Origin of the sequence: Phenylobacterium sp. RIFCSPHIGHO2_01_FULL_69_31, assembly GCF_001824475.1 — a bacterium.
GTDB lineage: Bacteria > Pseudomonadota > Alphaproteobacteria > Caulobacterales > Caulobacteraceae > Phenylobacterium.
In genome coordinates, this window is record NZ_MHXN01000014.1 from 1 (window position 1) to 12,560 (window position 12,560).

Consider the following 12,560-nt stretch of genomic DNA (forward strand, 5'->3'; position numbering starts at 1 on the left):
CCCGCACAGCGGGGGAGGGGGACCACGAAGTGGTGGAGGGGGCGCTCGCCCGAAGGTCAGAGCGGGGCCCCATACGCCCCCTCCGTCTCGGCGCCGGTGGCGCCGATCCACCTCCCCCGTCGTCTTCGCGACGTGGGAGGAGCGGTTTCCTAGACTTCCAGCTCGGCGCCGGTGAGGTCGCAGCCGGCGATGCGGGCGCCGTCCATCTCGGCTTCCAGGAAGCGGGCCCGCGGGGCGTGGGCGCCGCGCAGGTCGGCCCCGCGCAGCGAGGCGCGGCTGAAGTCGGTGCGCACGAAGCGGTTGTCGCCGATGGCCAGCGGACCCATCTTCGCGCCGCGCAGGTCGGCGCGGGCCAGCTGGGCCCCGGTGAACCGGGCGCCGCGCAGATCGGCCTCGCGCAGGTTCACGCCCCGGAAATCGCAGCCCGTGAGGTCGGCGCCCTGGAGCTGGACGCCCTCCAGGTCCATGCCGAAGAAGATCGACTTGGGCGACGACAGGCCGGACAGCCGCCGCCGCTTGAGGGTCTTCATCGGCCGGAAGTCGACCTCGAACAGCTTCATCACCTTGCCTTGGCGGCCGCCCGAGTCGCAGAACTGCTCGTGCTCGGCCATCACCTCGGTCAGCGACTTGTCGTCGATGTAGAAGATCGGCGGCGGCGCGCGCAGCACGTCGGACAGGTCGGCGTCGTCGAGCCGCGCCTGGCTCAGGTTCACGTTGGTGAGCACGGCGCGCTTCATCGAGGCGCCCGTGAGGTCGGCCCCGCCCAGGTCCGCGCCCGACAGGTCTGCGCCGTCCAGCACCGCCCGCATCAGCTTGGCGCCGGTCAGGATCGCGCCGGAGAGGTTGGCGTCGGTGAAGTCGCTGGTCATGGCGACCGCGCCGCTCATCTGCGCGCCCTGGAGGTTGGCGCCCGAAAGCACGGCGTAGTTCAGCTCGCCCGGCCGGTGCTCGTGACGCAGGATCCGGAAGCCGTCCAGCTTGTCCTGCAGGGCGATCCGGCCCTCGCGCAGGTCGCAGCCGGCCAGTTCGGCGCCGGCGAGGTTCGCCCCGCGCATGCAGGCGCCGCGCAGGTCCGCCCGCTTCAGGTTGATATGCCGCATGTCGGCTTCGCGCAGGTCGGCGCCGAACAGGATCGCCCGCGAGAGGTTGGCGCGCGCCAGGGTTGACCCCGACAGCTTTGCCCCCGTGAGGTCGGCGTCGCGCAGGTCCACGCCTTCCAGCGAGCAGTTTGCCAGGTCCGCGTAGGTAAGGTTGAGGCGTCGGCCGCCCGCGCGCCCCGCCAGATAGCGCTGGTGGGCGTCGAGCGCCTCGCGGAGCGCATGGGCGTCGAGCGCCGTGTGATGCTGCTGTGCTTGGGTCGACATGAGGCCTTCGCGTTCACCATGCCGTCGACGCGCTTAAGGATGGGTTGCGCGACAGCCTTAAGCGAACCTTGAACGCAATCCGTAGTGGTGAAGCTTCAGAGCCACCCGCGTTTCTTGAACCAGAGCACCGGAATGGCCGCGGCGACCAGCATCGCCAGCAACGCCAGAGGGTAGCCCGCCTTCCAGTGCAGCTCCGGCAGGATGTCGAAGTTCATGCCGTAGATCGAGGCGATGAGGGTCGGCGGCATGAACACCACGGCCACCACGGAGAAGAACTTGATGATCCCGTTCTGCTCGATGTTGATCAGGCCGAGCGCCGCATCCAGCAGGAAGGCGATGTGCGAGGACTGGTAGCTCGCGTGCTCCGTCAGGGACTGCACGTCGCGCTGCAGCGCCTCCAGGTGCGCGCGGCATTCCGGGTCGGCCATGATCTCGCTGGCCAGGGCGGCATAGCTCAGCGTGCGCGCCAGGCTGTTCAGGCTGCCCCGGGTGAGCGAGGTGACCGACTGCGCATGCGCCAGGTCGGTGAGCAGCGGGCGGAAATTGCCGCCCTTGGGCCTGTTGAAGATCGAGTTCGACGCGATCTGCACCTTGTCGCCCATGTCGTCCAACGTGCGGGCCAGACGTTCGACGATAGCGTCCATCAGGCCCAACAGCGCGGCCGTGCCGCTGGCGAAGTCGCTCTCCGGCGCGCGCTCGGCGAAGATGGAGAAGGCCTTGAGGTCCTCGTAGCGCAGGGTCACGAGCAGGCCCTTGGCCAGCACGAAGGTGACCGGCGTCGGGAACGGGGCGTCCGCATGGCTCCGCGCCAGCAGCGTGGCGGTCATGAAGGTGCCGCCGCATTCCTGGTAGAGCCGGCTGGACGGCTCCAGCGCCTGCATCTCCTCGACGGTCGGAAGCTGCAGGCCGAGCGCCGCCTCGACAGCCAGCTCCTCCGCCTTGGTGGGCTTCAGCAGGTCGATCCAGACCAGGTCGTCGGCCGGCCGCCAGGCGGGGCCAGCCTCCTCCGGCTGTGGGGCGCGGTGGCCGCGCCGAAGGGTCTTGAGCATGCCGCCGTCTCCGCGCCCCTCTTGTGGGCGTGCGTCGGTGACGGCGTCAACCGCGCGGGGTCAGCGCGGCGGCGGCGAAGGCTGGTCGCCGCGGGTCGCGGCCGCGATCAGGGCGGCGATGCGGTCGGTCGAGTCGGCGGCTTGGCTCAGCACGCTGAGGGCGCCCTGGCCAGGACGGACCGCGCCGGCCATCTGCGATGCGGCCGATTGGGCCACCGCGATGGCGCCGTTCTGCAGCTTGCTCATGCCCGAGGCCGCCATCACCCGCGCGCTGGCGTCGGGGTAGATGAAGCCGTGGGTAGGATAGGTCGAACCGCCCAGGTCCCGGTTGGGATCGTACCAGACCTTCACCTGGCTCCAGTCGCCCGAGGGCGAGACGTCGATGACGGTGACGTCCTTCTCGACCTTGCCGCGCGAACCCCCGATCGGGCTCCAGTTGGCGTGGGTGATCTGGACGACACGGTCGGTCAGCACCTGGCTGACCACGGCGACGTGGCCAAGGCGCATGCGCTGGGTCGGCTTGAAGCAGAGGACGGCGCCGGCGCGCGGCTGGAATCCGGTCTCGTACTTGCCCGAAGCCTGGTTCCACCACGTCCGGGCGTCGCCGAAGATCTGGATGCCCGAGATCAGGCGCGCAAAGGGCACGCATTGCCAATAGGTGTCGGCCACCGCCCCGGCGGGCGTGAAGGCGACGAAGGCCGCGGCGGCCAGGGAACCCAGGAGGGCCCGCGTCCGTTTGAGCATGCTTCGGTGACTCCCCGACACTTGAGGTGAAGGGGTAACCGTATCCGCGTTGAGTGAAAAGAGGGTTTACGCCGCGCGGCGGGATGTCGCGCACGGTTTATCCACAACTCACCCCAGGCATGTCGGCCACGATGCTCGCAGCGAGCGAAGTAAAACCTTCGAATTCGAAAGCGCCGATCCGGCGATTAAGAAAACTATTGGCCTTGCGCCCGGCGACGCCGCGTAATTATGCCGAAATTAACTCCAATTCGGCCCCCACCTTAATCACCTGTAATTTTTTCTATTCTTGGCCTCACGCAGCGGTAACACGCCGAAACAAGAGCTCGGCGGACTCCGGCGGGTCTTCGGCAGACTCGCCTAAGAGGAGAAATTCTCCGTTCACGGACGCGTGAGCACCCCCGCTCGTGCACAAAAATGCGGCGGCGAAGCTTGGCGCATCATCGCCCTAGCCATACGCGTAGAAATCCGTAGATACATGTACGCGCAGAACGGAGAGCCGCCGCCATGGATATCGCCGCCCTCGTGACAGACCCGGCCGCCTGGGCCGCCCTGATCACGCTGATCGTCATGGAGGTGGTGCTCGGCATCGACAATCTGATCTTCATTTCGATCCTGTCGAACAAGCTGCCCGAACATCAGCGCGCCAGAACGCGGCGTATCGGCATCGCCCTGGCGCTGATCATGCGCTTGGCGCTCCTCTCGACTCTCGCCTTCATCGTCGGCCTGACCCAGCCGGTGTTCTCGCTGCCCTGGCAGGGCCCGCTGGGCGAACACGGCGAGCCGACGTTCGAACTCGCCTTCTCCTGGCGCGACCTGATCCTCATCGCCGGTGGCCTGTTCCTGGTGTGGAAGGCCACCACCGAGATCCACGAGAAGGTCGATCCGCGCGAGACCCATGGCGTCATGGACACCAAGGCCCGCGTCGTCAGCAACGTCGGGGCGGCGATCTTCCAGATCATCCTGTTGGACCTGGTGTTCTCGATCGACTCGATCCTGACGGCGGTAGGCATGACCGACCACCTGCCGATCATGATCGTGGCCGTGGTCATCACCGTGGGGATCATGCTGGTGGCCGCCGACCCCCTGGCCAACTTCATCAACAACAACCCCACGGTCGTGATGCTGGCCCTGGGCTTCCTGCTGATGATCGGCGCGGTGCTGATCGCCGACGGCTTCGGCGTCCACGTGCCCAAGGGCTACATCTACGCCGCCATGGCCTTCTCAGCCGGCGTCGAGGCCCTCAACATGCTGGCCCGCCGCAGGAAGCCCAGCGTCACGGACAAGGCCCTGCACTGACCTCCCGCATCGGGAGGGAGAACAGCGCCCTCACAGGAAGCTGTAGGGGTCGATGTCGATGGCCACGCGCACCTGGCCGGGCGGCCGAACCCGCGCCCGCCAGGCCGCCATGTAGGCCGACAGGTCCACACCGCGGTCGGCGCGCACCAGGAAGCGCTTGCGCCGTCGGCCGCGGATCAGGCTGAGCGGCGCGTCGGCCGGGCCATAGACCTCGACGCCCGGCGTGTTCGGCGCCGCCTGGGCCATGCCCTGCACGAAGGCCTCCAGCTGCGCCATGTCCGGCCCCGAGGCGATCACCGCCGCCAGCCGGCCGAACGGGGGCAGGCCCGCCAGCTCCCGCTCCGCCATCTCGGCCGCCACGAAGGCGTCCCGGTCCTGCGCCTTCAGCGCCTGCATGACGGCGTGCTCGGGCGCGTAGGTCTGCAGCAGCGCCTTGCCGGGCCGGTCGCGGCGGCCTGCCCGTCCGGTGGCCTGGGCCAGGAGCTGATAGGTCCGCTCCGCCGCCCGCAGGTCACCGCCGCGCAGGCCGAGGTCCGCGTCCACCACCCCCACCAAGGTGAGCTTCGGAAAGTTGTGCCCCTTGGCGGCCGCCTGGGTGGCCACCAGGATGTCGATCTCCCCCGCCGCCATGGTCTCCACCAGCCGCCGGGCCTCGCGGGCGTCGAACACCGTGTCCGAGGAGAACACTGCGATCCGCGCCTCCGGGAACAGCGCCCGCGCCTCCTCCTCCACCCGCTCCACCCCGGGGCCGATCGAGACCAGGCTGTCCTTGGCCCCGCAGTGGGGGCAGGCCGCCGGCTTGGGCATGGAGAAGCCCGTCAGGTGGCAGACCAGGCGGCCGGTGTAGCGGTGCTCCACCAGCCAGCTGTCGGTGTCGGGCGCGGTCATGCGCTCGCCGCAGGCCTTGCACAGCACCAGGGGCGCATAGCCCCGGCGGTTCAGGAACAGCAGCGTCTGCTCTCCCCGCGCCCAGGTCTCAGCCATCGCCTGCACCAGCGGCGGCGACAGCCAGCGGCCCGTCTCGGGCGGCGTCTCGCGCAGGTCCACCAGTTCGATGTCGGGCAGCCGCGCCGTCCCGTGCCGCGCCGACAGCTTCAGCCAACGGTAGCGGCCGGTCTCGGCGTTGCGCAGGCTCTCCAGCGAGGGTGTGGCCGAGGCCAGGATCACCGCCGCATCCTCGATCCGGCCCCGGACCACCGCCAGGTCGCGCGCCTGGTAGATGAAGCCGTCCTCCTGCTTGAACGAGCCGTCGTGCTCCTCGTCGACGACGATCAGCTTCAGTCGGCGATAGGGCAGGAACAGCGCCGAGCGGGCGCCCACCACGATCCGGCAGGCCCCGGCGGCCACCGCCTCCCAGACGCGCCGCCGGGCGGGGGGCGCCACGTCGGAGTGCCACTCCCCCGGCTGGGCGCCGAAGCGGGCGGCCACCCGCGCGATCACCGCCTGGGTCAGGGCGATCTCGGGCAGCAGGATCAGCACCTGGGCCTGCGGGTCGGCGGCCAGGGCCGCGGCGGCGGCCTCCAGATAGACCTCGGTCTTGCCCGAGCCCGTGACCCCGTCGAGCAGGGCCACGCCGAAGCCGGCTGTCGCCATCTCCTTCAGCACGCTGGCCGCGGCCGCCTGGCTGGCGCTGAGCTCCGACCCCGGCCGCGACAGGTCGGGCGGGTCGAACCGCGCCTGCGCCGTCACCTCGCGGATCGCCAGCACGCCCTCGTCCAGCAGACCCTTCACCACACCGGCGGAGACGCCCGCCGCCCGCGCCAGGTCGGCGGGCGGCATGGGCGTGGCGGCCGCCTCCAGCACCTTCGCCCGCGCCGGCGTGACCTTCGCCGGCTGCGCGCCGGTGGGCTCCACCACCCGGATGGGCCGGGGCTTCGGCGCGCGGGCGCCGCGCAGGGCGATGGCCAGCGGTTGCCCCGGAGCGTCCACGGCGTAGCGGGCGGCCCACTGCACGAACTCGACCGTGCCAGGCGGCAGGCGCGGCTCGTCCAGGCGCTCGGCCACCGGCTTCAGCGGGCGGTTGCCGCCGGTTCCGTCCCGCACCTCCGTCACCACGCCCCGGATCAGCCGCGGCCCCAGCGGCACGGCCACCTGGTCGCCGGGCTCCAGCCCCATGCCGTCGGGCTCGGCGTAGTCGAACGCCTCCGGCAGCGGCATGGGAATGAGGACGGAGGCGATGCGGCTCATGGTTTGAGGATCAGGGCTTCGCAGCTACAAGCGGCCTGAACAAGACAAGATCGACAGGCTCCAAGGTCAGAATATGCAGCTCTTCCTCGACACCACCGACACCGCCGTCCTGAAGGACCTCGCCGCCACCGGCCTCGTCGACGGCGTCACCACCAACCCGTCCCTGATCGCCAAGTCCGGCCGCAACATGCTGGAGGTCATCGCCGAGATCTGCAGCCTGGTGGACGGGCCGGTCTCAGCCGAGGTGGCGGCGATGGACACCGCCGGCATGCTGGACGAGGGCCGCAAGCTGGCCGGCGTCGCGCCGAACGTGGTGGTGAAGGTGCCGCTCACCCGCGACGGCCTGATCGCCACCCGCGAGTTCGCCGCCGAGGGCATCCTGACCAACGTCACCCTGTGCTTCTCGCCCGCCCAGGCGCTGCTGGCCGCCAAGTCGGGCGCGACCTACATCAGCCCGTTCATCGGCCGCCTGGACGACCATGGCGCCACCGGCATGGACCTGATCACCGAGATCCGGGCGATCTACGACAACTACGATTTCGACACCGAGATCCTGGCCGCCTCGATCCGCACGCCGGCCCACGTGGCCGAGGCCGCGCTCGCGGGCGCCGACTGCGCGACCATCCCGCCGGACGTCTTTGAGGCGCTTTTCAAGCATCCGTTAACCGAACGCGGGCTCCAACAGTTCATGGCTGACTGGGCCAAGACCGGTCAGTCGATCTTGTAAGAGGCTTGAGGTGACATGGACGGGTCGCAGGGTGAGTTCTCGTTTGAAAGCCCCATCGACCCGTCCGCGGTCCGCCGCTTCCTGGCCGACAACCCCGATTTCCTGAAGGCCGACCAGGGCCTGCTGGCCGAGCTGGGCCTCACGGTGGCCAGCAGCAGCAACGTGGTCGAGTTCGCCCCGATGGCGCGCGTGCACGCCGCCCATCAGCGCGAGGCCGAGCAGCGCGCCCTGCTGGAGGAGATCGCCCGCGCCAATTTCGCGGCCCAGGCCCAGACCCATGGCGCGGTCGTGGATCTGCTGGACGCGCGCAACCTTTCCGACCTGGCCCGCCGGGTGGACGACCTGGCCCGCACCCGCTTCGGCCTGGCCGCCGGGATGATCGCCCTGGAGTGCGAGGGTCTGCCCCCCGCCGGGTGGCGATCGCTGGTCGAGGGTCAGGTGGATCTCATCCTGGACGGGCCCCGCCGCATGGCTCGCATGGGCTTCGCCCCGACGGCCCTCGGCCTCTTCGCGCCGGACGCGGGCGAGATACGCTCCATGGCCATGGTCCGCATGGCGATGTGGGAGCCCTCGCGCCAGGGCCTGCTGGCCTTCGGCTCGGCGAGCCCGGACGACTTCACCCCCGACATGGGCGCCGAGCTCGTCGCGTTCCTGGCGCGCGTGGTCGAGCGCACGGCGGAGCGATGGCCGCTGCTCTGAGCGCCGCCCAGGCCCGGATGGCCTGGCTCGACCACCTGGCGAACGAGCGCCGGGCCTCGCCCCGCACCCTGGAGGCCTACGGCTTCGCCGCCGGCCGCTACATCGCCTTCCTGGAACAGCACCGGGCCGAGAGCCTGTCGGTGAAGGGCCTGACCGAGGTCACGGCCGGCGAGGTCCGGGCCTGGCTGGCCCACCTGCGCGGGGGCGAGCGTCCGCTCTCGCCGCGCTCGCTTAGCCAGGCGCTGTCGGCGATCCGCACCTTCCACCGCTTCCTGGACCGCCGGCTGGACGCCCCGAACGCGGCCATCGGCCTGGTCCGCGGCCCGCGCATCAAGCCCGGCGCCCCGCGGCCGGTGACCGAGGATCAGGCCGCCGGCCTCCTGGCCGAGCCGGCCCTCGACCCTGACCGGGAGGACTGGGAAGCCGCCCGCGACCAGGCGGTGCTGACCCTGCTCTACGGCTGCGGCCTGCGGATTTCGGAGGGGCTGTCGCTGAAGCGATCGGATGCGCCGCTGGCGGACGTCCTGCGCATCACCGGCAAGGGCGGCAAGACGCGGATGGTCCCGGTGCTGCCCGCGGTGCGCGAGGCGGTGGACGCCTACCTCGCCGAGGTCCCGTTCGCGCTCGAGCCGGACGGGCCGCTGTTCCGCGCCAAGCGCGGCGGACCCCTGGGGCCCCGCCACGTCCAGGCGACGGTCCAGGCCCTGCGTGGTCGCCTCGGCCTTCCGGACAGCGCCACCCCGCACGCCCTGCGGCATTCGTTCGCCACCCACCTGCTGGGGGCGGGGGCCGACCTGCGGTCGATCCAGGAGCTGCTGGGCCACGCCTCGCTGTCGACGACCCAGCGCTATACCGAGGTGGACGCCGCCGCCCTGCTGGGCGCCTACAACCAGGCGCACCCGCGCGCGTGATCAGTCCGCGTTGCGGAAGGTCGTGCGGCCTTCGTTGGGGGTGCGGGTGAGGTGGCAGGGCCGGCCACGCTTGTCGAGCACGGTGATCGAGCGGCCCTTGGGCGTGTCGAGCAGCATCCGCGGGACCTGCTTTCCCGTGCGCTCCGAGATGTAATAGGGCGCGGGCCGACAGCGGATCGGCGTGCGCGCGTCGTTCAGGTCCTTCACCGACGGCTGGGCGGAGGCCAGCGTGACGGCGATAAGCATCGAAACCGGATCCACTAGCGCCCCACCTCGTAACCCACCACCAGCGGCGCGGCGCAGCCCTCGACCTCCCGCAGGACCGCCTTCTCATGGTTGGCCTTGGGCAGCCGGCTCAGGACCGACATCTTCGCCTTGCCGTCGTCGCGATAGAGCAGCGCCGGGTCGGCGATTTCGAAGCGGCCGTTCGTCTTGCAGGCCTGCGCGGAGGGCGCGTCTTCCATGAGCACCGGCGCACGGCCCGCCGCGGGCGCGGCGGCGACGGTCGCGGTCATGGTCGCGGCGGCGAGCAGCGCCAGCATTGCAGCCTCCCTTTACGCAAGCTGCAGTAGGCTGCCATCGTATGACCGCATCGCCAAATTAAGTTTCGGCCACATGACCGTCGGTGGCTCAGTCAGCCGGAGACGAACCGTAGCCAGGCCACGCCGCCGTCCTCGCCGGCCTCGATGCAGCGGAATCCCTCGCGGGCATAGAAGGCCTGGGCGCCCTTGTTGGCGGCCTGGCACTTGAGCGACAGGTTCCCGCCCGCCGCCGCCAGCACGTGGCGGAGCAGGGCCTTGCCGATCCCCCGGCCGCGCTCGGTCACGTACAGCGAGTGCAGGAACGCCTGGGGCCGGTAGAGCGCCGCCAGGCCCACGATCCGGCCCCCCTCCACCGCCACGAAGATCTCCTCGTCGCGGGCGGCGGCCAGGAAATCCTCGGCCCGGTGCCGTTCCGGCGGAATCCAGGTGAAGGTGTCCGTGAGGACGCGCACGTACAGGCTGGCGCAGGTCGCCAGCTCGTCTACCCGCGCGCGGCGCAGGACGAGGCCAGGCGTCAGGCCTGCATCGTCCACCCTTCGACTCCCATCGCGGCCTGACGGAGGGCTTCCGAGCGGGTCGGGTGCGGGTGGCAGGTGCGCGCCACGTCCTCGGACGCCGCACGGAAGGCCATGGCCACCGCGAACTCGCCGACCATCTCGCTCACCTGCGGCCCGATCAGGTGGGCGCCCAGGATCTCGTCGGTCGCGGCGTCGGCCAGCACCTTCACGAAGCCCTCGGTCTCGTGGTTGATCTTGGCGCGGCTGTTGGCCGTGAAGGGGAACTTGCCCGCCTTGTACGCGCGGCCCTCGGCCTTGAGCTGCTCTTCGGTCTTGCCGACCCAGGCCACTTCCGGGGTCGTATAGACCACGCTCGGGACCAGGTTGTAGTCGATGTGGGCATACTTGCCGGCGATCATCTCGATGCAGGCCACGGCGTCCTCTTCCGCCTTGTGGGCCAGCATCGGGCCGTAGGTCACGTCCCCGATCGCCCAGACGCCGGCGGCCGAGGTCCGCAGGTGGTCGGTCTCGATGAAGCCGCGCTTGTCGGGGGTGACGCCCACGGTCTCCAGGCCCAGGCCCTCGGTGTAGGGCCGCCGGCCGATGGCCAGCAGCACGTAGTCGGCCGCCAGCGTCTCGGCCGCGCCCCCGGCGACGGGCTCGTACGTCAGGGTCACGCCGGTCTTGGACGTCTTGGCGCCCGTCACCTTGGACCCGAGCTTGAACTCCATGCCCTGCTTGGTCAGCGAGCGCTGGAAGGTCTTGGCCATCTCGGCGTCCATGCCGGGGGTGATGCGGTCCAGGAACTCGATCACGGTCACCTTGGCGCCCAGGCGGCGCCACACCGAGCCCAGTTCCAGGCCGATGATGCCGGCGCCGATCACGACCAGGTGGCCGGGAACCTCGGGCAGCTCCAGGGCGCCCGTGGAATCCACGATGCGCTGCTGGTCGACCTCGACGCCGGGCAGGCCGGAAGGCTGCGAGCCGGTGGCGATGACGATGTCCTTGGCCTGCAGGGTCGTGACCGCGCCGTCCGCCGCCGTCACTTCGACCTTGCCCGGCCCGGCGATCCGCCCGCGGCCCTTCACCCAATCGACCTTGTTCTTCTTGAACAGGAACTCGATGCCCTTGGTCAGGGCGGTCACCGACTCCGCCTTCTGCTTCATCATCTGGGGCAGGTTCAGCTTGGGCGTGACCTCGATCCCGAGGGTGGCGAACTCGCCGTTGGCCGCGGCGAACAGTTCGGAGGCGTGCAGCAGCGCCTTCGACGGCATGCAGCCCACGTTGAGGCAGGTGCCGCCCAGCGTGGCGCGATCCTCGATACACGCGGCCTTCAGGCCGAGCTGGCCCGCGCGGATGGCCGCGTTGTAGCCGCCGGGGCCGCCGCCGATGATGATCACGTCGTAGGGAGTGGGGTCTGCCATGATGCGCCTGCGCCTTCAGATGGGCGCGCAACCTAGTGTGCGTTCCGCAAAAGTGGAGTCCGGTTTTGCGTTGGTGCGTCCGCCGGAAACGATTTGACGCGAACCTGCGCCCTCGGCTCGGGGCCTGGGCGCACCGAGGTCAGCCGGCCGCCGCCTCCGAGCCGCTCAGGCGTTGATGTAGACCGCCGGCCGCGCGGGCGCGGTGGTCGTGGGCGCTGTCCGCTTCAGCATCCGCGTCAGCCGCTCCAGCACCGCCGTGCCGCTGAACGGCTTGGCCAGACAGTCGCGCACACCCAGCTCGATGCCGGCGCGAACGTCCTCGGCGGCGATATTGCGACCCACCAGCAGGATCGGCGCGGGGCGGCCGGGCAGCGCCGCCATGGCGCGCAGCAGTTCCATGCCGTCGATGTCCGGCAGGTTGCGCTCCAGGATCACGGCGTCGGGCCGGGTGTTCGCCAGCATCTCAAGGGCCTCGCGGCCGTGGCGGATAGCGATTGGATGGAAACCCGCCACGTCCAGGCGGATCTGCAGCATCTCGAGATTGGTTCGGTCGTGGTCCACGACCATGACCTTGGAGGCGCGACCGTCGAACTGCATCCGCCACGCTCCTCAAAACAGGTCCAGGTCGCCGGCGTCGGCGCTATCGGCGTCGTCCGCCTCGCCGCCCAGCCCCGCCGTCATGCGCTCCACCAGCGCGCCCAGGGTCACTTCCGAGAGCGCGCCGCCCACCGCCACCGTCGCCTCTTCGGGAACCGCCGCGCTCAGGCCGCGGGCGAAGGCCGACAGGCTGGTCAAGTGCTGGGCGAGAAGGTCGACGCCGTGCATCCCTTCCAGGAGCCGCGCGCGCTCGCTCTCGCACAGCTTTTCCATGACCTCGCCGATCACCCGGTCGAGGAAGATGCAGCGGGCGCCGGCCAGCTCGATCTCGGCGGCCAGCACGTCGAGCGTCATCGCCAGGCTGGGGGCAAAGGTCCGGCTGATCGTCGGCGCGTCCATGGAAAGTCTCCCTTTGAAGAGAGCCTTCCCAGGGGACGGCTAATTGTTGGTGAATTGTGGGAAACGCCGTTCGCGATCGGCTGTGGATATGGCCCAGGTGCGGCGATCCGTCTCGGGATCGCCG

The 12,560-nt window shown here is 70.3% G+C and carries 14 protein-coding genes; 4 read left to right on the forward strand and 10 right to left on the reverse strand.

Annotated features, from left to right (window positions below):
* Window positions 1-149: 149 nt before the first annotated feature.
* The 3 genes from A2790_RS09185 to A2790_RS09195 form a co-directional block, all read right to left on the reverse strand.
* Window positions 150-1,364, reverse strand: a complete 1,215-nt coding sequence (locus A2790_RS09185; protein ID WP_068876424.1) for a pentapeptide repeat-containing protein — start codon at window positions 1,362-1,364, stop codon at window positions 150-152.
* A 95-nt stretch (window positions 1,365-1,459) separates the two neighbouring features.
* Window positions 1,460-2,413: a magnesium transporter CorA family protein gene (locus tag A2790_RS09190; protein ID WP_293390317.1), complete on the reverse strand. Its 954-nt coding sequence runs from the start codon at window positions 2,411-2,413 to the stop codon at window positions 1,460-1,462.
* A 60-nt stretch (window positions 2,414-2,473) separates the two neighbouring features.
* A complete protein-coding gene (locus A2790_RS09195) occupies window positions 2,474-3,157 on the reverse strand; it encodes a CHAP domain-containing protein (RefSeq protein ID WP_293390319.1) in 684 nt (227 codons plus the stop codon).
* Between the two features lie 504 nt (window positions 3,158-3,661).
* Here A2790_RS09195 and A2790_RS09200 point away from each other — a divergent pair.
* On the forward strand, window positions 3,662-4,453 hold the full coding sequence (locus A2790_RS09200) for a TerC family protein (protein WP_293390321.1): 792 nt from the start codon (window positions 3,662-3,664) through the stop codon (window positions 4,451-4,453).
* A gap of 30 nt (window positions 4,454-4,483) precedes the next feature.
* Here A2790_RS09200 and A2790_RS09205 read toward each other — a convergent pair whose 3' ends face one another.
* Window positions 4,484-6,640, reverse strand: coding sequence for a primosomal protein N' (locus A2790_RS09205; RefSeq protein ID WP_293390323.1), 2,157 nt, complete (start codon window positions 6,638-6,640; stop codon window positions 4,484-4,486).
* Window positions 6,641-6,713: 73 nt separating this feature from the next.
* Between A2790_RS09205 and fsa the strand changes: the two genes are divergently transcribed.
* From fsa to A2790_RS09220, 3 genes are read left to right on the forward strand one after another with little or no spacing between them, the layout of a single operon-like run.
* Window positions 6,714-7,367 (forward strand): fructose-6-phosphate aldolase, encoded by a 654-nt coding sequence (fsa, locus tag A2790_RS09210; RefSeq protein WP_293390325.1) that lies wholly within the window; start codon window positions 6,714-6,716, stop codon window positions 7,365-7,367.
* 15 nt (window positions 7,368-7,382) lie between these two features.
* On the forward strand, window positions 7,383-8,066 hold the full coding sequence (locus tag A2790_RS09215) for a DUF484 family protein (RefSeq protein ID WP_293390327.1): 684 nt from the start codon (window positions 7,383-7,385) through the stop codon (window positions 8,064-8,066).
* Window positions 8,051-8,977 (forward strand): tyrosine recombinase XerC, encoded by a 927-nt coding sequence (locus tag A2790_RS09220; protein ID WP_293390329.1) that lies wholly within the window; start codon window positions 8,051-8,053, stop codon window positions 8,975-8,977. The genes A2790_RS09215 and A2790_RS09220 overlap by 16 nt, the downstream gene beginning before the upstream one ends.
* Here the strand turns inward: A2790_RS09220 and A2790_RS09225 are convergent, their stop codons facing one another.
* The 6 genes from A2790_RS09225 to A2790_RS09250 form a co-directional block, all read right to left on the reverse strand.
* Complete coding sequence (locus tag A2790_RS09225) at window positions 8,978-9,223, reverse strand: hypothetical protein (RefSeq protein WP_293390331.1); 246 nt, start codon at window positions 9,221-9,223, stop codon at window positions 8,978-8,980. It abuts the gene before it with no gap.
* 14 nt (window positions 9,224-9,237) lie between these two features.
* The gene (locus A2790_RS09230) at window positions 9,238-9,519 is read right to left on the reverse strand and encodes a hypothetical protein (RefSeq protein ID WP_293390333.1); all 282 of its coding nucleotides are present in this window, start codon (window positions 9,517-9,519) and stop codon (window positions 9,238-9,240) included.
* 92 nt (window positions 9,520-9,611) lie between these two features.
* The gene (locus A2790_RS09235) at window positions 9,612-10,052 is read right to left on the reverse strand and encodes a GNAT family N-acetyltransferase (protein WP_293390335.1); all 441 of its coding nucleotides are present in this window, start codon (window positions 10,050-10,052) and stop codon (window positions 9,612-9,614) included.
* Window positions 10,034-11,440, reverse strand: a complete 1,407-nt coding sequence (gene lpdA / locus A2790_RS09240) for a dihydrolipoyl dehydrogenase (RefSeq protein ID WP_293390337.1) — start codon at window positions 11,438-11,440, stop codon at window positions 10,034-10,036. The genes A2790_RS09235 and lpdA overlap by 19 nt, the downstream gene beginning before the upstream one ends.
* A gap of 165 nt (window positions 11,441-11,605) precedes the next feature.
* Window positions 11,606-12,037 carry a response regulator gene (locus A2790_RS09245; protein ID WP_293390339.1) on the reverse strand — a complete coding sequence of 144 codons (432 nt, stop codon included), beginning with the start codon at window positions 12,035-12,037 and terminating at the stop codon, window positions 11,606-11,608.
* 12 nt (window positions 12,038-12,049) lie between these two features.
* Window positions 12,050-12,436 carry a hypothetical protein gene (locus A2790_RS09250; protein ID WP_293390341.1) on the reverse strand — a complete coding sequence of 129 codons (387 nt, stop codon included), beginning with the start codon at window positions 12,434-12,436 and terminating at the stop codon, window positions 12,050-12,052.
* Window positions 12,437-12,560: the final 124 nt, after the last annotated feature.